Annotated in this window: 19 protein-coding genes and 1 pseudogene; 15 read left to right on the top strand and 5 right to left on the bottom strand. The window is 59.0% G+C overall.

Translation table 11 applies throughout. The annotated features are described in order from the left end of the window. Positions 1-347: 347 nt before the first annotated feature. A complete protein-coding gene (locus CAF87_RS04550; RefSeq protein WP_085731070.1) occupies positions 348-1,934 on the top strand; it encodes an ABC-F family ATPase in 1,587 nt (528 codons plus the stop codon). Positions 1,935-2,072: 138 nt separating this feature from the next. Beyond that, a complete protein-coding gene (locus tag CAF87_RS04545; RefSeq protein ID WP_085731071.1) occupies positions 2,073-3,260 on the top strand; it encodes an MFS transporter in 1,188 nt (395 codons plus the stop codon). A gap of 4 nt (positions 3,261-3,264) precedes the next feature. On the opposite strand, the gene CAF87_RS04540 is transcribed toward CAF87_RS04545, so the two are convergent. Both CAF87_RS04540 and CAF87_RS04535 read right to left on the bottom strand, forming a co-directional pair. Next, positions 3,265-4,302 carry a dienelactone hydrolase gene (locus CAF87_RS04540; protein ID WP_085731072.1) on the bottom strand — a complete coding sequence of 346 codons (1,038 nt, stop codon included), beginning with the start codon at positions 4,300-4,302 and terminating at the stop codon, positions 3,265-3,267. A 235-nt stretch (positions 4,303-4,537) separates the two neighbouring features. After that, on the bottom strand, positions 4,538-5,149 hold the full coding sequence (locus tag CAF87_RS04535; RefSeq protein ID WP_085731073.1) for an FMN-dependent NADH-azoreductase: 612 nt from the start codon (positions 5,147-5,149) through the stop codon (positions 4,538-4,540). Positions 5,150-5,278: 129 nt separating this feature from the next. Here CAF87_RS04535 and CAF87_RS04530 point away from each other — a divergent pair, with 129 nt between their 5' ends. Further along, entirely contained in the window at positions 5,279-6,187 is a 909-nt protein-coding gene (locus tag CAF87_RS04530) for a LysR substrate-binding domain-containing protein (protein WP_085731074.1), read from the top strand. Continuing rightward, entirely contained in the window at positions 6,184-6,543 is a 360-nt protein-coding gene (locus CAF87_RS04525) for an MmcQ/YjbR family DNA-binding protein (RefSeq protein WP_085731075.1), read from the top strand. The genes CAF87_RS04530 and CAF87_RS04525 overlap by 4 nt, the downstream gene beginning before the upstream one ends. Before the next feature lie 2 nt (positions 6,544-6,545). Here CAF87_RS04525 and CAF87_RS04520 read toward each other — a convergent pair whose 3' ends face one another. Next, the gene (locus tag CAF87_RS04520; protein WP_085731076.1) at positions 6,546-6,974 is read right to left on the bottom strand and encodes a DUF1294 domain-containing protein; all 429 of its coding nucleotides are present in this window, start codon (positions 6,972-6,974) and stop codon (positions 6,546-6,548) included. Beyond that, positions 6,971-7,801, bottom strand: coding sequence for an undecaprenyl-diphosphate phosphatase (locus tag CAF87_RS04515; protein ID WP_085731077.1), 831 nt, complete (start codon positions 7,799-7,801; stop codon positions 6,971-6,973). Before CAF87_RS04515 ends, CAF87_RS04520 begins: the two co-directional genes overlap by 4 nt. Positions 7,802-8,105: 304 nt before the next feature. Here CAF87_RS04515 and CAF87_RS04510 point away from each other — a divergent pair. From CAF87_RS04510 to CAF87_RS04470, 9 genes and pseudogenes are all read left to right on the top strand, one after another. Continuing rightward, positions 8,106-9,737 (top strand): annotated as a pseudogene (locus CAF87_RS04510) (methyl-accepting chemotaxis protein); the annotation flags it as partial. An 85-nt stretch (positions 9,738-9,822) separates the two neighbouring features. Further along, positions 9,823-10,386 carry a nicotinamide riboside transporter PnuC gene (gene pnuC, locus CAF87_RS04505; protein ID WP_085731078.1) on the top strand — a complete coding sequence of 188 codons (564 nt, stop codon included), beginning with the start codon at positions 9,823-9,825 and terminating at the stop codon, positions 10,384-10,386. Continuing rightward, on the top strand, positions 10,383-10,907 hold the full coding sequence (locus CAF87_RS04500) for an AAA family ATPase (RefSeq protein ID WP_085731079.1): 525 nt from the start codon (positions 10,383-10,385) through the stop codon (positions 10,905-10,907). The genes pnuC and CAF87_RS04500 overlap by 4 nt, the downstream gene beginning before the upstream one ends. A 347-nt stretch (positions 10,908-11,254) precedes the next feature. Beyond that, entirely contained in the window at positions 11,255-11,704 is a 450-nt protein-coding gene (locus tag CAF87_RS04495; protein ID WP_085731080.1) for a hypothetical protein, read from the top strand. A 1-nt stretch (position 11,705) separates the two neighbouring features. Further along, the gene (locus tag CAF87_RS04490) at positions 11,706-12,275 is read left to right on the top strand and encodes an adhesin (RefSeq protein WP_085731081.1); all 570 of its coding nucleotides are present in this window, start codon (positions 11,706-11,708) and stop codon (positions 12,273-12,275) included. 69 nt (positions 12,276-12,344) lie between these two features. Then, complete coding sequence (locus CAF87_RS04485) at positions 12,345-13,325, top strand: heme utilization protein (protein ID WP_085731082.1); 981 nt, start codon at positions 12,345-12,347, stop codon at positions 13,323-13,325. Positions 13,326-13,388: 63 nt separating this feature from the next. After that, positions 13,389-14,069 carry a C39 family peptidase gene (locus tag CAF87_RS04480; RefSeq protein WP_085731083.1) on the top strand — a complete coding sequence of 227 codons (681 nt, stop codon included), beginning with the start codon at positions 13,389-13,391 and terminating at the stop codon, positions 14,067-14,069. 44 nt (positions 14,070-14,113) lie between these two features. Continuing rightward, complete coding sequence (locus CAF87_RS04475; RefSeq protein ID WP_085731271.1) at positions 14,114-14,860, top strand: hypothetical protein; 747 nt, start codon at positions 14,114-14,116, stop codon at positions 14,858-14,860. Positions 14,861-14,907: 47 nt separating this feature from the next. Further along, positions 14,908-16,215, top strand: coding sequence for a hypothetical protein (locus CAF87_RS04470; protein ID WP_085731084.1), 1,308 nt, complete (start codon positions 14,908-14,910; stop codon positions 16,213-16,215). Positions 16,216-16,296: 81 nt separating this feature from the next. Here CAF87_RS04470 and CAF87_RS04465 read toward each other — a convergent pair whose 3' ends face one another. Further along, positions 16,297-17,622: a sigma-54 dependent transcriptional regulator gene (locus tag CAF87_RS04465; protein ID WP_085731085.1), complete on the bottom strand. Its 1,326-nt coding sequence runs from the start codon at positions 17,620-17,622 to the stop codon at positions 16,297-16,299. A 344-nt stretch (positions 17,623-17,966) separates the two neighbouring features. Here CAF87_RS04465 and CAF87_RS04460 point away from each other — a divergent pair, with 344 nt between their 5' ends. Continuing rightward, complete coding sequence (locus tag CAF87_RS04460; protein WP_085731086.1) at positions 17,967-18,233, top strand: hypothetical protein; 267 nt, start codon at positions 17,967-17,969, stop codon at positions 18,231-18,233. A 282-nt stretch (positions 18,234-18,515) separates the two neighbouring features. Then, positions 18,516-19,805, top strand: a complete 1,290-nt coding sequence (locus tag CAF87_RS04455) for a hypothetical protein (RefSeq protein ID WP_085731087.1) — start codon at positions 18,516-18,518, stop codon at positions 19,803-19,805. Positions 19,806-19,831 lie beyond the last annotated feature (26 nt).

Genomic DNA, 19,831 nt, shown 5'->3' with positions numbered 1-19,831 from the left:
GTTCCTCAGTGAAAAAAAAATCCCTTGTTGAAACCTAGACGATATTGCAGGTTTTAGCGTCTGTGCGGAGTGAACGAAGGACGCGACGCCGCCGACTGGGCTGGAGGTTCGTTATCGTCCGCCATACAACTGCCGCATTACTTATGCGACAATGCGCGCAATGTCTGGCATGAATCCCGCCTTTATTGCCCAACAGCTTGGACGCTGCGTCCAGAGGCTGCTCTCGCCCCACGCCCGTTGGCTCGACGCTGACGGTGTCCGTGCCCGGGAAGAAAAAGCTCCAAAATGCCCCAAAAGTGGCCCAAGCGCCAAATGTGTGGCTCGCAACCCATTGATAGGTAAAGCAATTGATCTCCACAGCTAACATCACGATGCAGTTCGGCGCCAAGCCGCTGTTCGAAAACGTTTCGGTGAAATTCAACAACGGCAACCGTTATGGCCTGATCGGCGCCAACGGTTGCGGCAAGTCGACGTTCATGAAAATCCTCGGTGGCGACCTGGAGCCGTCCGCCGGCCAGGTGATGCTCGAGCCGAACGTGCGCCTCGGTAAACTGCGTCAGGATCAGTTCGCCTACGAAGAATTCACCGTGATCGACACCGTGATCATGGGTCACGAAGAGCTGTGGAAGGTCAAGGCCGAGCGCGACCGCATCTACTCGCTGCCGGAGATGAGCGAAGAAGACGGCATGGCCGTGGCCGAGCTGGAAACCGAATTCGCCGAGATGGACGGCTACACTGCCGAATCCCGCGCCGGTGAACTGCTGCTGGGCCTGGGCATTCCGCTGGAACAGCATTTCGGTCCGATGACCGAAGTTGCACCAGGCTGGAAACTCCGCGTTCTGTTGGCTCAGGCACTGTTCTCCGATCCGGAAGTGCTGCTGCTCGACGAACCGACCAACCACCTGGACATCAACACCATCCGCTGGCTGGAAACGATTCTGACGGCGCGTAACAGCACCATGATCATCATTTCCCACGACCGTCACTTCCTGAACAGCGTCTGCACGCACATGGCCGACCTGGACTACGGCGAGCTGCGCCTGTTCCCGGGCAACTACGACGAGTACATGACCGCGGCGACCCAGTCCCGCGAGCAACTGCTGTCGGACAACGCCAAGAAGAAAGCGCAGATTGCCGAACTGCAGACGTTCGTCAGCCGCTTCTCGGCCAACGCCTCGAAAGCCAAGCAGGCCACTTCCCGTGCCAAGCAGATCGACAAGATCCAGCTGGCCGAGGTCAAGCCATCGAGCCGCGTGAGCCCGTTCATCCGTTTCGAACAGACCAAGAAGCTGCACCGCCAGGCCGTGACCATCGAGCAGATGTCCAAGGGCTTCGACGGCAAGACCCTGTTCAAGAACTTCAGCTTCACCGTTGAAGCCGGCGAACGCGTCGCGATCATCGGCCCGAACGGTATCGGCAAGACCACCCTGCTGCGCACCCTGATGGGTGAACTGACCCCGGACGCCGGCACCGTGAAGTGGACCGAAAGCGCGGAGCTGGGCTACTACGCTCAGGACCACGCCCACGACTTCGAAGACGACGTGAGCCTGTTTGACTGGATGGGTCAGTGGACTCAGGGCGAGCAAGTAATTCGTGGCACCCTGGGCCGCATGCTGTTCTCCAACGACGAGATCCTCAAGTCAGTGAAGGTCATCTCCGGTGGTGAGCAAGGTCGCATGCTGTTCGGCAAGTTGATCCTGCAAAAGCCGAACGTACTGGTGATGGACGAACCGACCAACCACCTGGACATGGAATCGATCGAAGCGCTGAACCTGGCGCTGGAAAACTACCCGGGCACGCTGATTTTCGTCAGCCATGACCGTGAGTTCGTATCGTCCCTGGCCACGCGCATCATCGAGCTGAGCCCGAACGGCGTGACCGACTTCAGCGGCACCTATGACGATTATCTGCGCAGCCAGGGCGTCGTGTTCTGATAGCAGCCTAGAGTCGAAAGCCCCGCCCCATGGCGGGGCTTTTTATTGCGTCCGGGAAAGATAGTTAGCCTGCTTTCTTTTATTTCACACCCAAGCCATGATGCGGACTCTCCCATCGCCGCCCGCGAACGAGCCCTTATGTCTGCGCAGCAACAGCCACCGCAAAGCTCCATGGCGATCACCCTGCAGATCGTCTCCATCGTTTTCTACACCTTTATCGCCTTCCTCTGCATCGGACTGCCGATTGCGGTGCTACCCGGTTACGTGCACGAACAACTGGGTTTCAGTGCTGTCGTTGCGGGTCTGGTGATCGGCTCACAATACCTGGCCACCCTGCTCAGCCGCCCCATGGCCGGGCGCATGTCGGATACCGTCGGGACAAAACGGGCGATCGTTTATGGCCTGTTGGGGATCGTCCTCAGCGGTGTGCTGACATTCATATCGACCCTGCTTCAGGACTTTCCACTTCCGAGCCTTATCATTCTGATCGCAGGGCGCTTGCTGCTCGGTATTGCACAGGGACTGATCGGCGTCGGCACCATCAGCTGGTGCATGGGCCAGGTGGGTGCGGAACATACCGCCCGGTCCATCGGCTGGAACGGCATCGCCTCTTATGGCGCCATTGCGATCGGCGCGCCGCTGGGTGTGCTGATGGTGGCCGATTATGGCTTTACCAGCCTCGGTATTGCGCTGTCGGTACTGGCCGCTGGCGCCCTGCTGCTGATCCGCAACAAACCTTCCGTGCCGGTGGTGCGCGGCGAGCGGTTGCCGTTCTGGGCGGTATTCGGGCGGATTGCACCGTTCGGAGCCAGTTTGAGCCTCGCCTCCATCGGTTACGGCACCCTGACCACGTTCATCACCCTTTATTACCTCAATCGCGGCTGGACCGGTGCGGCGTACTGCCTGACGGTGTTCGGCGTGTGCTTCATCCTGTCGCGGCTGTTGTTCATTTCTGCCATTGCTCGATTCGGCGGCTTTGCTTCGGCCATCGCCTGCATGAGTATCGAAACCGTCGGGTTGCTGTTGCTGTGGCTCGCACCGTCCACCGGCTACGCACTGATCGGCGCCGGGCTGGCAGGGTTCGGGTTGTCGCTGGTTTACCCCGCGTTGGGCGTTGAAGCCATCAAGCAGGTACCCAACTCCAGCCGTGGTGCCGGGTTGAGTGCTTACGCGGTGTTTTTCGATCTGGCATTGGCGGTCGCCGGGCCGCTGATGGGGGCGGTGGCGTTGAATCTGGGGTATTCGTGGATATTCCTGGGCGCAGCACTGCTGTCCGTGAGCGGACTGGCGCTGACCTTGTGGCTCAAGCGTCGGGCGATGGCCTGAGCCTTTACTGGTCCGCCGTCTGCATCCCCGCCCGGGAAGGCTTGCCCAGCGCATTGGAGAAAAACCGCCCGGCCTCTGAAATCAAATTGCGGTGAATGTCTTCGCGATCCACGCCATCGGCATCGGTGCACAGCGCAGGCATCGCACGAATCTGCTCTTCATTGCACGGCGCCATAAATACGAAGTGCCCTGCCCCGGCCAGCAACTTGAAGTCCGGCGCAGTCGGCAGTTTGCGCGCCAGGGCGGCAGCGTTCTTGTCGAAAGCCACCAGTTTGTCGCCGTCACCGCTATAGAGCAGCACCGGCACATGCACGTCAGCGAGGGTGTGACGACCGAATTTCAGGCTCAGCGGCGCCATCAACAGCAAAGCGTGAACCCGTGGGTCGGCCACTGGTTGCAAGTCATCGCGGTCGACAATCAGCTCGCCTTGGGTGTTACAGGCGTCGCGGTCGTCCGGACGCTCCTGGCAGTAACGGCGCAGGCGATCCAGGTCGGGCTGCGCGCCTGAAAGGATCAACGCGGTCTCGCCACCCGCCGAATAACCGATCACGCCGACCTGGTCGGCATTCACGAACGGTGCGAGCATGCGGTCGCCAAGGGTTGCGGTAATGGCTTCGGAAATCTGGATCGGGCGCCCATAGAGGTTGCTCAAAGTGCCAAGGCGGCTGTGATCCCTGGAATTGTCGCCGGGATGAATCACTGCCACCACCACAAAGCCTTTGCGAGCCAACGAAGTGGCGAGGTCGTGCAGCGCCAGCGGCGTGCCGGTGTTGCCGTGGGACAACATCAGCATCGGAAAGCGGCCGAGGGCGACCTTGGCATCTTCGCCGGCTTCGACCGAATAGCCCTCGAGCAGGCTCATGTGCTCGCGGTCGCTGGAGGGATAGAACGCGATGGCACGCATCGGTTGCAGGTCGAGCGGATCGAGGAACGTCATCTCGTGATAACCGACGCTCCAGCGTGGGTGCTGGCCGGGGGCTGCGTGCACTGAATTCAGGCTGCCGAGCAGGCAAATCAGTAACGTTGCACAAAGACGCATCATGGGATGCCCCACCCTGTTGTTACTCAATCGAAAGATCCGTTGTGTTCGACGCCCGAAACTCCGTGGTTCGGTGATCCGGCGCGGCGTTGCACTCAGACGTTGATCATCAGACTGCATAACCCGGGCCAGATTATGTAACAGTCAGACACAAAAAACTCCGTATCTGGCCCTTGCAGAACCAGAATACAGAGTTTTTTGGGGGTTGCCTGAACGCGAGCTGTTCTTTACGAAAGCCTTACGCTGCAGCGAACAGTTGCTCACTGATGCGGGTTTGGGCCGCGCTCATGGCGTTGTTGCGAAATTCTTCACCGTAGGCCAGACCTTCGGCGCGGACGATTTCGATGTCGGTGATGCCGAGGAAGCCGAAGACCAGTTTCAGGTAGTCTTCGTGAGCCACGCCCGAAGCCTGACCGGCGTGGATGCCGCCCGAAGTCGATACGATGATCACTTTCTTGCCACCGCACAGGCCTTCAGGGCCGGCTTCGGTGTAGCGGAAAGTCTGGCCGGCGACGGCGATGCGGTCGATCCAGGCTTTGAGCTGGGTTGGTACGGTGAAGTTGTACATCGGCGCGGCAACGACAATGGCGTCAGCAGCGATGAATTCGGCCAGGGTGTTGGCGCTCAGCTCGGCTTCGTGCTGTTGTGCGGCGTTGCGCAGTTCAGCGGTGGTGCCGGCGGCGACCAGCGTGGTGGACGAGAAGTGGCTGATGGCGTCGGCGGCCAGGTCGCGGTAGGTCACGACAGCGCTTGGCTCGGCGGCTTGCCAGGCTTTGACGACCTCGGTGCTCAGCTGACGGGAAGCGGAGTTGTCCCCCAGAATGCTCGAATCGATGTGCAGCAGTTTCATAGTGGAATCTCCTGGAAAGAATCGCCGGTGGCGACGGAATGGAGACAATCCTATCTACGAAACCAATAGCTGATTAGACGGCAATAATGCGATAGTTTGTCCCACTGATAGAACAGTTGGATTTCCCACATGCAAGACCTCAACGATCTCTACTATTTCGCCAAAGTGGTCGAGGCCGGCGGATTCGCCGCGGCCGGCCGTTTACTGGGCATTCCCAAGTCGCGCCTGTCGCGGCGGATTGCCGAACTGGAAGAACGCTTGGGTGCACGCTTGCTGCAACGCACTACCCGTCAATTGAAGCTGACTGCGGTTGGCGAGCGCTATTTGCGCCACTGCCAGGCGATGCTGCTGGAAGCGGAAATGGCCGATGAAACGGTGGCCAGCATGTCCAGCGAACCCCGTGGCCGCCTGCGGGTGTCAAGCCCGACCGGGCTGGCCCATGAAATGCTGCCGGTGGTGATCAGCAATTTCCTCGGCAAATATCCCCAGGTGCAACTGGAAGTCACCTTGATCAATCGCCGGGTCGATCTGATCACCGAAGGTATCGACGTCGCTCTACGGGTGCGCGAACACGGCGACGAAGAACCGATGCTGGTGACCCGCCGTTTGCGTCAGGCGCAAATGGTGGTGGTCGCGAACCCTACCTTTATACAGGGCGTGGAGATCAGTCATCCGCAGGACTTGAAAAGCCTGCCGGTGCTCGGCGCGCTGGAAGCCGATCGCATGGTGCACGTGCGCCTGCTCGATCAGCACGGCAAGAGTTGCGATCTGGCGCTGGAAGCACGGCTGGGTATCGACGACTTCATCGTGCGCAAGGCCTGCGTGCTGGCCGGCCAGGGTTTCACCCTGCTGCCGATGATGTATTGCGAAGCAGAGCTGAACAACGGCACGCTGGTGCAATTGCTGCCGGAATGGTCATTGCCTGGCGGCTGGCTGCAAGCGGTGTATCCGCACCGGCGCGGGGTGATGCCGGCGGTGCGCGCGTGGATCGATCATCTGGTCGAATCGTTCAATGCCTGTGGAGAACGGCTGTTATGAAACAAGGAAAGATGAGCGAAGCGGACGTCGCGGACTTCTGCCTGGCATTGCCCGGTGCCCGTGAAGATTACAAATGGGGCGGTGTGCGGGTGTTTTCGATTGCCGGTAACAAGATGTTCGCCTTGCAGGGGCTGCGTGGCGAGTCGCTGGCGTTCAAGGTCGACAAGGATCTGTTTCTCGGCCATTGCGACCGGCCGGGCATTCACCCGGCGCCATATCTGGCGCGGGCACAGTGGATCATCATGCACCCGCCCTACCCCTTGGGCGCCGAGGAACTGCGAGGGTTACTGCAACGTTCTCACCAGTTGGTGGTGAGCAAGCTGCCGAAGAAAACCCAGGTGGGTTTGCTGCTGTAGTTCTAACCCAGCGCCAACAGGTTCGAACCGAGGAACAACTGGTCGATCCAGAACACCTGGTGCAGCGCGACGATCACCCAGAACAGAATCTGAAACGACACCTTGCGCGTCTTGTGCCGGAAGACTTGCTGGGCGATCAACGCGCCCGGCCAGCCTCCCGCCAGTTCCACGGCGTGCAGGACGTTCTCCGGCGTGCGCCAGGCGTCGGCGCGAGCCTTGCGCTTGTCGGCCCAGTACAGGAAAAACGCCAGCACGCTGACCAGCCCATAAGCCGTCAGCGGCACCCGTGAGATTCCGCGCAGCCACATCGACAGCGAACCGAACAGCGGCAACGCACAGACGATCAGCAAGATCATCAGCTTCAACTTCAGATGCTGGATGCTGCCACCGGAAGGACCGCGATCCGGGCGGCGTGCGCGGGAGTCACTCATGCCTTGGCTGCCGCCCAGTCCACCCAACCGAACTGCCAGGTCGCCAGAATCAACAGACCGAACACGATCCGGTACCAGGCGAATGCCGCATAGCTGTGGCTGGCGATGAACTTCAGCAAACCGCGCACGGCGATCATGGCGAAAACGAATGCCGTGACAAAACCGATGGCAAACACCGGGAAGTCCGCCGGCACGAACAGCGCGCGGTACTTGTAGCCCGAATAGACCGCCGCACCGACCATGGTCGGCATCGCCAGGAAAAACGAGAACTCGGTGGCGGTCTTGCGCGACAGACCGAACAGCAGCCCGCCAATGATGGTCGAGCCGGAGCGCGAGGTGCCCGGGATCATCGCCAGACATTGGGCGAAACCGACCTTCAGCGCATCCTTCCAGGTGATTTCGTCCACGGTTTCGGCGTGCACTTCATGCTGCCGGCGCTCTGCCCATAACATGATGAAGCCGCCCACCACCAACGCCGTCGCTACGGTGATCGGGTTGAACAGGTATTTGTGAATCAGATTGGCAAAGATCACGCCGAGCACCACGGCGGGCAGGAAGGCGATCAGCAGGTTGGCGGTAAAGCGTCGCGCACTCGGCTGGGTCGGCAAGCCGATGACCACGTCGAGAATCTTGCGGCGAAACTCCCAGACCACCGCGAGAATCGCGCCGAGCTGAATGATGATGTTGAACGCCATGGCGCGTTCGCCGCCGAAATTCAGCAGGTCGGCGACAATGATCTGGTGTCCGGTACTGGAAATGGGCAAAAACTCCGTCAGCCCTTCTACAACTCCAAGAATCAGTGCCTGCAAGGCGGTCCAAAGGTCCATCAATCCCCCAAAGAGCGATGCGTTCAGGCATGCCCCGATAGTATTTTTTTACGTTCACTGCGATCAGCGTAGCTGTTTGTTGCTGTACCGATTCCGCGCGCCAAGGATCCACACGAAACGGTCAAAATTCCGTGAAATGGCAACTTGGGTTCAGGTTTTCACGCACGGGGCCGAAATCCTAACAGACAAGCCGTAATAGCGCTGCCGCGCTCTACGACTTGGGTCGCGTATGCCCGGCCAAGGAAACGTGGTTGGATGCTGGCGGTGATTTATTACAAGAAAAAGAAATCGGAGTGACAGCGTTATGAACAGCTTGCGCAGTGTGTCGATCAGCCGACGCTTGTGGCTCATCTTGATTGTGGCGGTGGTCATGCTGCTGACCCTGGGCCTGTTGATGCTCAAGCAGATCCACGATGACCTGTATCACGCCAAGGCCCAGAAAACCCAGCATGTGGTGCAGACCGCCAGCGGTTTGCTGACCTATTACCAGGGCCTGGAAGCGGCGGGAACCCTGACCCGCGACGCCGCGCAGAAGCAGGCGCTGACGGCGATTCGCGGCCTGCGTTATGACCAGAACGATTACTTCTGGATCAACGATCTCACGCCCGTGATGGTCATGCACCCAACCAATCCGAAGCTCGAAGGCCAGAACCTCTCGGCGATCCGCGACCCGGACGGTTTTGCAGTGTTCAACGAGATGGTTGCCATCGCCAAATCCAAGGGCGCCGGGATGGTCGACTACCGTTGGCCGAAACCCGGTGCCAGTGAACCGGTGGCCAAGACCTCCTACGTGAAACTGTTCGAGCCATGGGGTTGGGTGCTGGGTTCCGGCGTGTACGTCGACGATGTGCAGGCTGAGTTTCAGGGCCAGGTGATCAAGGCTTCCGTTGTCGGTCTGGTGATTGCACTGATCATGGGCGTGCTGGTGATCCTGATTGCCCGCAGCATCGTTCGCCCGTTGCAAGAAACCGTGAACGCCATGGCCAACATTGCCAGCGGCGAAAGCGACCTGACCCGCAGCCTCGATACCCATGGCCAGGACGAAGTCACGCAACTGGCCCATCACTTCAATGCCTTCACCGCCAAGCTGCGCCGGGTGATCGGCGATTTGCAGGTGTCGGCCAGCGCGCTGGGCCAGTCCTCCACTGAACTGGGCAACGACGCGAGTCAGGCCCAGCAACGCAGCCAGCAACAATCGCAGCAGATGGAGCTGGTGGCGACGGCCATCAACGAAGTCACCTACGGCGTGCAGGATGTGGCGAAGAACGCCGAGCATGCCGCCAACGAAATGCGCGATGCCGAAGCCCAGGCGCAGCAGGGCCAGATCAACATCGACGGCAGCCTGCAACAGATCGACAAATTGTCCGGCACCATCGATCAGGCGGTCGAAGTCATTCGTACTTTGGCGACCGAAAGCACACAGATCGGCAGTGTCCTGGAGGTGATCCGCTCGATTGCCGAACAGACCAACCTGCTGGCACTCAACGCCGCCATCGAAGCCGCCCGCGCCGGTGAACAGGGCCGTGGTTTTGCCGTGGTGGCCGATGAGGTTCGCCTGCTGGCACAGCGCACGCAGAAATCCACGGCGGAAATCCAGTCAATGATCGAGCGCCTGCAAAACCATTCCGAAGCCGCGGTGAAAGTGATCGGCGACAGCAGCAAGGCCTCGCAACTGACCATCGAGCAGGCCGGACTGGCCGGCGCCAGCCTCAATGCGATCGGCCAGGCGCTGCGCAACCTCAACGGTCTGAATGCGTCGATCGCCAGTGCGACCCTGCAACAGGCGCACGTGGTCGAGGACATCAACCAGAACGTCACCCAGGCTGCCGGCCTGTCCCACAGCACCGCACTGGCTGCCGAGCAGTCGAGCGCCGCCAGCGTTCGGCTCGGCCAGTTGAGCGAGCAACTGAACGGTTTGCTGCGCCAGTTCCGCGTCTGGCGCTCTCAGCCTGTGGGAGGCTCACTCCCACAGGTTTTTGGGTACAATCCGCCCCCTCTTCTACTCCCTCCAAGGATCTTGCATGTCCGGGCTCGAACTGTTTGCCGCCGCCCTCGGTGTGATCGCCGTCTGGCTGACGGTCAAACAGAACCCCTGGTGCTGGCCGATCGGGCTGGTAATGGTCTTGCTCTACAGCTGGGTCTTCTTCGAGGTGAAGCTGTATTCGGACATGTTGCTGCAGGTGGTTTACGCCGCGCTGCAAGTCTACGGCTGGTGGCAATGGACCCGGGCCGGGACGATGCATGACGGGCGTGAGGTCAGCCGGCTCGACTCCCGTTCGATTCTGCAAGGACTGGCCATCGGCGCCGCCGGCAGCCTTTTACTGGGCGCCGCCATGGCGCACTGGACCGATGCCGCGCAGCCTTGGCTCGACGCGGCGTTGACCGCTTTCAGCCTGGTCGCGCAATTCTGGATGGCGCACAAGCGCCTGCAATGCTGGGCACTGTGGTTCGTGCTGGATGTGATCTTTGTCGGCCTGTTTCTTTACAAAGACCTTTACCTCACCGCTGCGCTGTACGCCCTGTTCACCCTGATCGCGGTGCAGGGCTGGCGGGAATGGCGCGCCGATCCGGCGTTGCGCACATGAAAGTCGTTGTTCTGACCGGGCCGGAATCCACCGGCAAGAGCTGGCTGGCGGCCGGGCTGCAGCAACAGTTCGGCGGTTTGCGGGTGGATGAGTACGTGCGCTGGTTCATCGAGCAGAATCCCCGGAATACCTGCCTCGCAGACATTCCTGAAATTGCTCGCGGCCAATTGCAGTGGGAAGACGAGGCGCGAGCGCAGCAGCCTTCGTTGCTGATTCTAGACACTCATCTGTTGAGCAACATTCTCTGGAGCCAGACGCTGTTCGGGGACTGTCCCGACTGGCTGGAACCGGAACTGCTGGCGCGTCATTACGACCTGCACCTGTTGCTGTCCCCGGAGCAGATCGACTGGACCAACGATGGCCAGCGCTGCCAGCCGCAGTTGAGTGAACGACTGGCGTTCTACGACGCCACAAAGGTCTGGCTGGAGCAGCATCGCCAACCGGTCCGGATCATTCAGGGCGACTGGGCCGCACGGCAGATTCAGGCCTTCGACGCCGTGCGAAACCTGCTGGAAGATTGAGCCCGTTTCCCGGGGGCGGGTTCCCCTGTTTTGGGGCCAAAGTGTCCGATCCTGAAACACTCCCTCGGGTGCAAAGTGCCCGTCTCAACGGCCTTCATCGCTTTGTCACCCGACTTGTTACACCTTTGAAACACCTGCTCGCAAACCCTTGTTCCAGAGCTTTGCAATGGGTATGGGCGCTTGTACCGATGGCGCGTTGTTTCAATGTTGAAACAGCATTTGTATCAGCGCTGCATACCTTCGAGCCAACCTGTTGAAATCCAAGAACATTTAAAAACCGGCACAGCTTTCGCTCTCTCCTTCACAACGCTGACTAGGGCCAGCCCACTGAAGAAGGAATTGCCGCCGTGGGAAACATCAACAAAGCCTTTACCTGCCTTCTGCTGATCGGATCTGCAGCCAGCACGTTCCTCAGTTTCAACGTTCAGGCCGAGGGCAATGGCGTGATCGTTCTCAATCGCGACGTACAGCCAATTCCGATCGGACGTAGCGCTCCGGGCAAGGACCCTTACCCGACCACCGTGAATGCCAACCCTTCCGGCCGCATCGACCAGGCAATGACCAGCACCGAACTCAATGACGGTGAATTTGCCAGTGTAGCCAGTGGCTCATCGATCCGCGGCAACATGGCAGTTGGCTCCAACCTGCCAGGCTCCAACGTCCTGACCAACCCGAATGGCCTGCCCGGTATGAGCGCCGGCCATGGTGGCGGCGGTGGCGGCACGATCTCCAACACCATCAACCGCTCGCTCAGCAGTGGTCTGGCTCCGCTGACCCGCATGGCCGGAGGCCAATGAGATGAATCGTTCCCTGCTCCTTTTGGCACTGCTTGGCTGCACCAGTGTAATGGCCGACCCAAGCGCCGTGGACAGCGCCAACATTCAGAATTCCGGCGTGCAGTACAACGGTAACTTCAACGTCAACCAGGCCGCCGGCGACCAACAGCAACAAGCAAACGTCAAGTCGATTGCCATTGGCACGTCAGCCAGTGCTACCACCAGCATTCACCAAAAACTCGATACACCGGCCGACCGCTCGATCAATGCGAGCTCCACAATCGGCGGCACCTCATTCAGTAACGGCAACGGCGCACTGGGCGTGAACCAGGGTTCCGGGGCCAACAACCAGATGGCCAACGCCATGCGTATCAGCATCAGTGCTGCACCGCAGAGCGTTGACGATAGCGCCCTTTCCCAACAGAACGTGGCGTTGTTACCGAGCTCAGGAGCAACTGGCACCCCCGGCAGTCGCCAGGTCACGACAAGTGATCAGGCCTTCACCGGCAGTCGCGGGGTTATCCAGGTGAACCAGAGTGCCGGGGTGGGGAACCGAATGGCTAACACCCTGAGCATCCGGGTCGCTGACTGACCCACACAAAGCAGTGCAATTAGAAAGTACCAACACTTAACCAACTAATAAGCACGACGGAGAAACACCATGAAACCTACAATGGCTCTCAAACCACTGGTTTTCGCACTTGCAGCAGTGATGGCAATCGCAGCACAGGCAGGCGGTCGTGATGATCACGGTCATGGTCACGGTCACGGTCCAAAAGGCCCAACTCTGGAAGAACTGCTGCAAATCACCGCCGGTGCAGGCGCTGCGGTCATCGACCAGCAAACCAGCGAAGGCAACGGGGTGCTGAACCAAGGTACCAACAACAATGCCAACGCCACCAACGCTGTCAACGGTGCCAACGGCAACATTGGCATGAACAACGCCGCAGGCGATGGTAACCAGCAAGACAACGCCGCTGCTTTGGCAACTGCTGACGAAAGCTTCATCTTCGGCGCAGCGGTTTCCGCATCCAGCGCCACTCAAATCAACGCCAACAATGGTGTCGCCAACTACTCCAGCACTGCCAGCGCCAGCCTCAACAACGTCGGCAACGGTGGTTCGGGCAACATCGGCGTGAACAACGCTGCTGGCGACTTCAACCAACAGAAAAACAACCTGGCAATCGCTGTATCCGGTGGTCGTGTAGCTAATGCCGCCGCTGCTGCCAACCAAAGCTCCACTGGCCTGGGTGTCTCCAACTACGGCACACAAACCTACAAAAAAGATACCCTCACCGGTACTTTCAACGCAGCAGGTGTGTTCGTCGCCAAAGGCACCGCTACCATCGAAGACAACGATCATGGTCATGGTCACGGCTACGGCAACGACAATCGTGGCCATGGCGACGACAGAGATCAAAAAGCCAAGTTTGAAGCCGTGGGTGTCTTCGGTCTGGCTGGCGTGACCACTCAACAAGTGCTGACCCCAGACGGCTGGAAAAACCCTGTCACCAACACTGCCAGTATGAACAACGTAGGCAACAACTGGTCGGGTAACGGTGGCTTCAACAACGCCGCCGGTGTTGGCAACCAACAAAGCAACTCGCTGTCCATCGCTGCAGGTTGCAAAGCCTGCATGTAATCGCGATCGAAACGAAAGCCCCGGAAACGGGGCTTTTCCTCAGTCCGAAAAGGCGTATCGATCATGCGTAAGACTACCCTCCTCGCTCTGCTTTGCCTGTCTGGCCTGACCCAGGCCGCCCAGATGCCCGTGGCTGCCCTGCCCGGTGGCACCCTCATCTACAAGCACGTGCAAAGCATTCGAGAACGCAAGTTTTCCGACATCGTCGAACAAAAAACCGATTTCAGCTGCGGCGCCGCCGCTCTGGCAACGGTACTGCGCCAGGCTTATTGGCTCGACGTCGATGAAGAGCACATCATCAAAGGCATGCTGGTCAATTCCGACCAGGAGCTGGTCCGTACACAGGGCTTCTCCATGCTGGACATGAAGCGCTACATAGAAAGCATCGGAATGCGCGCCAGGGGCTACAAGATCCCGCCGGAAAAACTCGACGCGGTCACTATCCCGGTGGTGGTACTGATGGAAATTCGCGGCTACAAGCATTTCGTGGTGTTGCAGCGGGCGGACAAGGATTGGGTCTACATCGCAGACCCGGTCTTAGGGCACAAACGCTACAACCATGATGACTTTGTCAAAGGTTGGAACGGCATCGTTTTTGCGATCGTCGGCCCCGGATACGACAAGACCAATGCACTACGCAGTCCTCCGGTACCGCTGACCGCCAAGAACAAGCTGGATACTTTCAATCCCGTCAAAGATGCTGAATTGATGGACTTCGGGTTCATACAGAGCGACTTCTTTTAATCGCCGATTATAAAGAGTGGGGCTGGATGTCCCGGGAGCAGCAGATGAAAACCTCATACTGGCTGGCCGCCGCCTGCCTGGCAGCGAGCGCATCAGGCTATGCCAATGCAGGATTCAAACCCATCGAAATCCAGGATCAGGAGCTGGCTCAGCTTCGCGGTCGTTACATCATGCCGGGCCGGATTATCAGCTTCGGTATTGTCATGAGCAGTACCTGGCGCAACGCCAGCGGAGATCTGATCGGGGCTACGTCCTCGATGCAATTGCAGGCGGCAACCGTAAAACCCGAATTCTATGTCTCAACCATCAAGGAAACCGGCAACGGCAGCACCCTGCAAACGGGTACCGGTACAGTCGTTGGTGGCGCGGGACTCAACAGTTCCCAAGGCGTGACCCAAAGCGTTCGCGCCGCCGGTGACGGCAACTCGGCCTATAACAACGTTGCGATCAACGTTTCCGAGGCCAACCAGGCACCGGCACTGGTACCGGCCCAGGGGCAAGCCTTGATGGCCGGACAAACAATCTCCGGCAGCAATGCGGCCGGTAGCGTCGCGGTTTCCGCCACCGGTGGTGGCGTGCAAATGGCCATCCAGGCCGCAGGCAACCAGGGCACCGCCCTGCAACAAGTGGCCCAAGGCGGGCTGCTGCAAAATACGCGTTTGCTGGGTAATTCGAACGTCGTCAACAACCTGACAACGCTTAACGTTGTCCTTAACAATAACGGCATGAGCGCCGGAGCGCTCGATTGCAATCTGAGTCAACTTAGAGCACTACGCAACATCGGATATTGAACTACGCTGAGTCTCGATCATTAGCCTTAAAAAGGGACGGCTTATTCATGTATCGATCAGTATCACTGCGTGCCGCTGTTTGTCTGAGTACTCTTCTCCCCGCGGCGATGCTGCAAGCAGCACCCGATGCGGATGTGGAAACCTTGAAACGGGAGCTTCTGGAGCTTAAGCAACGATACGAAGTGCAACAGAAAGCCCTGGCGGTACTCGAACAACGGGTCCGCCAGGTAGAAGATCAACCGGCTTCACCACCACCCAAGCGTCTGGCCAAGTCGCCAGCGGACATGAAAGGCAATCCCAAAGTGGCCACCGGTACCGGGGCCGCAGCAGCGTCGGGGGGCGCAGCCGGTGGCAGTGGGGCTTCTTACGGGCAGTCACTGGCCGATGACTCGCAACCGGCACAGAGTGTGTCCAACCTGTACGACGAGGCCAGCGGCTTCTTCGGCGGTGGCAAGTTCAGCTTTGAAACCGGTATTACCTATTCGCGTTATGACACGCGCCAGTTGATTCTCAACGGTTTCCTGGCACTGGATTCGATCTTCCTGGGCAATATCAACCTCGACCGGATCAAGGCCGACACCTGGACCCTCGACCTGACGGGTCGCTATAACTTCGACAACCGCTGGCAATTCGACCTGAACGTGCCGGTGGTGTACCGAGAGTCGACTTATCAGTCCGGCGGCGGCAACGGTGGTGCCTCCAACGTCACCACCGAACAGGACGTCAGTCGCGACCCAACCCTTGGCGACGTCAACTTCGGCATCGCCTACAAGTTCCTGGACGAATCGGTCAATTCGCCGGATGCAGTGGTGTCCTTGCGCATCAAAGCCCCTACGGGCAAGGACCCTTTCGGTATCAAACTGCGCAAGACAGACGCCAACAGCAACCTCTTCGTGCCTGACACCCTGCCCACCGGCAACGGCGTCTGGTCGATTACACCAGGCATCTCGCTGGTCAAGACATATGACCCTGCCGTGCTCTTCGGTAGCCTGTCCTACACCCATAACCTGGAGGAGTCATTTGACGACATCAGTTCCACGGTCAACCAGAAAACACCGGGCAAGGTCCGGATCGGCGACAGCTTCCAGATCGGTGCAGGCATAGCCTTCGCACTCAACGAAAAAATGAGTATGTCGTTCTCGGTTTCCGACCTTGTACAGCGCCAGAGCAAGCTGAAACAGGACGGCGGGTCCTGGGAATCGGTGGTATCCAGCGATGCCAACGCCGGTTATTTCAACGTCGGCATGACCATCGCGGCCACCGACAACCTGACCATCGTACCCAACCTGTCCATCGGCATGACCGACGATGCCCCGGACTTTTCCTTCAGCCTGAAATTCCCGTACTACTTCTAACCCGCCACACAATGAAAAGGCCCGCTGCGACTTGCATCGCAGCGGGCCTTTTCAGCTTCTTGCCGGAAGAAGCACCGCGCCCTAGCGGATCTGGTGTTTGTGCAGCAAGCGATAGAACGTCGGCCGAGAGACGCCCAGCACTTTAGCGGCCACACTTAGATTGTCGCTGTGTCGGTTAAGCACATCGCATAACGCCTGGCGTTCAGCGCGGGTCTTGTAGTCTTCGAGGGTGCCCATCGGGGTGGCCAGCGACTGCTGACTGATCAGCCCCAGATCACGCGCCTCGATCTGCCGCCCCTCGGCCAGCACCAGTCCGCGACGCACGCGGTTGGCCAGCTCACGGACATTGCCCGGCCAGTCGTGCTTGCCCATGGCGATCAGCGCGTCCTCACTGAAACTGCGAGGGCGACGACCGGTTTCGTGACTGTAGAAATGGGAAAAATGGTTGGCCAGCATTGACAGATCGCCATGACGCTCTCGCAACGGTGCAGTAACGACCTGCAGCACATTCAGCCGGTAGTACAAATCCTCACGGAAGCGCTTTTTCTCGATCGCGGCTTCAAGGTCAACGTGGGTGGCCGCCAACACCCGGACATCCACCGGGATCGGCTGGCTGCCGCCGACGCGTTCGATGTGTTTTTCCTGGAGGAAGCGCAGCAGATTGGCCTGCAGTTCCAGCGGCAGATCACCGATTTCGTCCAGAAACAGGGTGCCGCCGTTGGCCGCCTCGATGCGTCCGACCTTGCGCTGATGGGCGCCGGTGAACGCACCTTTTTCATGGCCGAACAGCTCGGACTGGATCAAATGTTCGGGAATCGCCCCGCAGTTGATGGCCACGAACGGTTTGCTATGGCGCTGCGATTGTCGATGCAGGGTACGAGCGACAAGTTCCTTGCCGGTGCCGCTTTCGCCGCGAATCAATACTGGCGACTCGGTGGGCGCAAGTTTGCTCAACAGCTTGCGCAATTCGCGGATCGGTTTGCTGTCACCCAGCAGCTCGTGTTCCGGCTGGTCCACATGGACATTGCCCTGGCCACGCAGGCGCGCCATGCCGAACGCCCGGCCGAGGGTGACCTGGACCCGCGACACGTCGAACGGCAAAGTATGAAAGTCGAAAAACCATTCACAAACGAAGTCGCCAACGTTCTGCAGGCGCAGCACTTCCTGATTAAGAACCGCGATCCATTCCGCGCCACTGCGACTGATCAGTTCTTTGACCGACTCGGGACGCTCCAGATGAAAAGGTTGCAAACGCAACAAGCCGACATCACAACTTCGGTCGGCAGCATTTTCGAGGCTGCAACTGTCGACATCCCAGCCTGCCGCACGCAAACCGGGCAATAATCGGTGACAGTCGTCGCAGGGGTCGACTACCAACAAACGTCGTAACGCGGACGCTTCGATCATGACTGTTCCTTGGCGCCAAATTATAGGAAATGATTGTAAAAACAGTCATTTGGCAGACCTGGCTGTAACATTAGCAAGAATTTGACGGCGCCTTGTATCGATTGCTTATAGGCGCACAAGTGAAGTAGTTATAAGAACCTGTTTTATTAGTTAGCTATCGACTCGATTCTTTCATCCAGCTTTCAAAAAACGCCATAACAGAGATTGTATGAAAGAAAGTCGAAATTTCTTCAAATCCTGTGTGACCTGTCAGCGGGTTGCGTGCATCAGTACAAGTAACTCGCCGCACGGTAAGCCCAACCGACGGCACATCACTTGATTGGGCACTACAGAGAGAAGAACCCATGACCGCCCCGCTCCGTATCAACGAAGCTCTTTTGATTGCCAACCACGCGTTTAAACCTTTCCAATGCGTGGCCTGGGCCCCACAAGACGGCAATGGCGAACTGAGCCTGACCGTTATCGACCGCACCAATTCGCAGATCGGTCGCACCCGTATTCCAAGCAGCGCCTATTCCGATCCGGCTCAGCTTGAGTTCCTGTTGCAACAGGCTCGCGCAGAACTGAGCGATGAGGGCTATGCACTGCAGTCCTGGTCGATGCCACACTGATCCGAGGGCCATGCGGATGACTTTCAAGTCATCCGCCCTCTTCTTTGAAGTTGCTGAATCCTTTTTAACTTCAGCCACTTTGTACAACTTTCCTCCACACTTTCGCGCCTGAATGCTTGGCAGGCTTGCGACTGGTTCAAAAAGTCATTGTTCTGGCACAGAACGACGCTCCACCTGTTAGTTCTGTCAGTTGTACTTGTGCGTCTACAGGGATTGAATGTTTCGCCATGCAGTTTCCGACCCGGCTCCCGGCTGTTGGTCAACTTGCAAGGAGGAGCAGGCATGTCAATCCAGTCCGCTATTGCGCTCCCGGCGCTGGCGAATAACGCCGGACAACTCGACAAGAGATTTGCCAATAACGGCGTGACTCAGGTGTATTTTTCCGGCAGCACGTCCAGCCTGACCCAGCATGTCGCACTTGACCCGCAAGGTCGTATCCTGATCGCCGCCAAGGTCGGCACGCCTCAAGGCAGCCGTTTCGGCCTGGCCCGTCTGCTGGATGATGGCTCCGCGGATCTTGGCTTCGGCTTTCAGGGCAGCGTGATCGGCCAGTTCGCCTCTGGTTTCGAAGCCACGGGCAGCAAGATCCAGGTCTTGCCTGATGGTCGGATCCTGCTGGCAGGCCTGCATTACGAGTCCGTACATCGCACGTTGCCCGCCCTCGCCCTGTTCGATGCGCAGGGCCGACCGGTCCCGGAGTTCGGCGACAACGGCCGGAAAATAGTGCGTTTGCCCGGCGATCTGTCCATGGGCACTCGCGACACCTGGCTGCCACCCGGCGTCCCGGGGGCAGAAGCCTGCGATTTCGCCGTCCAGAATGACGGACATATTCTGTTGATTGCCAACCACCACTGCTCACTGGCCGACCATGTCGGCATGCTGATCCGAGTCACGCCCGCCGGCAATCTCGACCAAACCTTCAACGGTCGAGGCTTTGTGATGGTCCGGCACTTGTTGCTCAACACATGGCTTGGCGGCTTATTGCTGCAAGAAGACGGGCGAATTGTCGTGGCCGGCGCGATCGACTTCCCTCAGGAAGGCCTGCTTGCACGTTACCTGCCGGACGGGCAGCTCGATGAACGCTTTGCGCTGGACGGCTTCCTCGCGTTCAAGGCTCAGGGCCACAGCGCGCTGGCTAACCAAGTCATCGAATCCACGGACCGTCTGCATTGTTTTGGCAGTAGTCGGGACCCGATTCGGTGCATGGCACTGACCGTCCACATTAACGGTCGCCCCAACCTGCACTGTAACAATGGTCAACCCAACCTGTTGGACATCGGCCCCAGCGGCTGTCAGTGGAGTGCCGCGCAACGCATGCCGGACGGGCGACTGATCGCTGTTGGCGCGACGATTGGCGGGGTCGAGGCCGATTTCATTGTTGCGCGTTATCTAGCTGACGGTCGTCTCGACCAAGGTTTCGGCGCCGGCCATGGCTGGTTGCGTACGCGACTGGGCCGCAGCCTCGACACCGCCACATCGCTGGCAGTGCAGCCAGAAGGTGGAATTCTGGTCGGCGGCTATTCACTGGATGGCAACTACCGCGCCGTGGTTGCGCGCTATCTGAACCCATGAACAGAAACTTCCTGCACTTGATCTTG

It is taken from the genome of Pseudomonas sp. R38(2017) (assembly GCF_002112395.1).
Taxonomy (GTDB): domain Bacteria; phylum Pseudomonadota; class Gammaproteobacteria; order Pseudomonadales; family Pseudomonadaceae; genus Aquipseudomonas.
The sequence above is the reverse complement of the archived record's forward strand: the minus strand, read 5'-3'. Positions and strand labels throughout refer to the sequence as shown.

What these genes read in the sequence shown, in the direction of transcription:
- CAF87_RS04515 (WP_085731077.1), bottom strand. Translation starts at nt 7,801, where the DNA reads ATGGACCTTTGGACCGCCTTGCAGGCACTGATTCTTGGAGTTGTAGAA.
- CAF87_RS04465 (WP_085731085.1), bottom strand. Translation starts at nt 17,622, where the DNA reads ATGATCGAAGCGTCCGCGTTACGACGTTTGTTGGTAGTCGACCCCTGC.
- CAF87_RS04460 (WP_085731086.1), top strand. Translation starts at nt 17,967, where the DNA reads ATGACCGCCCCGCTCCGTATCAACGAAGCTCTTTTGATTGCCAACCAC.
- CAF87_RS04470 (WP_085731084.1), top strand. Translation starts at nt 14,908, where the DNA reads ATGTATCGATCAGTATCACTGCGTGCCGCTGTTTGTCTGAGTACTCTT.
- CAF87_RS04485 (WP_085731082.1), top strand. Translation starts at nt 12,345, where the DNA reads ATGAAACCTACAATGGCTCTCAAACCACTGGTTTTCGCACTTGCAGCA.
- pnuC (WP_085731078.1), top strand. Translation starts at nt 9,823, where the DNA reads ATGTCCGGGCTCGAACTGTTTGCCGCCGCCCTCGGTGTGATCGCCGTC.
- CAF87_RS04535 (WP_085731073.1), bottom strand. Translation starts at nt 5,149, where the DNA reads ATGAAACTGCTGCACATCGATTCGAGCATTCTGGGGGACAACTCCGCT.
- CAF87_RS04520 (WP_085731076.1), bottom strand. Translation starts at nt 6,974, where the DNA reads ATGAGTGACTCCCGCGCACGCCGCCCGGATCGCGGTCCTTCCGGTGGC.
- CAF87_RS04540 (WP_085731072.1), bottom strand. Translation starts at nt 4,302, where the DNA reads ATGATGCGTCTTTGTGCAACGTTACTGATTTGCCTGCTCGGCAGCCTG.
- CAF87_RS04480 (WP_085731083.1), top strand. Translation starts at nt 13,389, where the DNA reads ATGCGTAAGACTACCCTCCTCGCTCTGCTTTGCCTGTCTGGCCTGACC.
- CAF87_RS04490 (WP_085731081.1), top strand. Translation starts at nt 11,706, where the DNA reads ATGAATCGTTCCCTGCTCCTTTTGGCACTGCTTGGCTGCACCAGTGTA.
- CAF87_RS04500 (WP_085731079.1), top strand. Translation starts at nt 10,383, where the DNA reads ATGAAAGTCGTTGTTCTGACCGGGCCGGAATCCACCGGCAAGAGCTGG.
- CAF87_RS04525 (WP_085731075.1), top strand. Translation starts at nt 6,184, where the DNA reads ATGAAACAAGGAAAGATGAGCGAAGCGGACGTCGCGGACTTCTGCCTG.
- CAF87_RS04545 (WP_085731071.1), top strand. Translation starts at nt 2,073, where the DNA reads ATGTCTGCGCAGCAACAGCCACCGCAAAGCTCCATGGCGATCACCCTG.
- CAF87_RS04475 (WP_085731271.1), top strand. Translation starts at nt 14,114, where the DNA reads ATGAAAACCTCATACTGGCTGGCCGCCGCCTGCCTGGCAGCGAGCGCA.
- CAF87_RS04530 (WP_085731074.1), top strand. Translation starts at nt 5,279, where the DNA reads ATGCAAGACCTCAACGATCTCTACTATTTCGCCAAAGTGGTCGAGGCC.
- CAF87_RS04455 (WP_085731087.1), top strand. Translation starts at nt 18,516, where the DNA reads ATGTCAATCCAGTCCGCTATTGCGCTCCCGGCGCTGGCGAATAACGCC.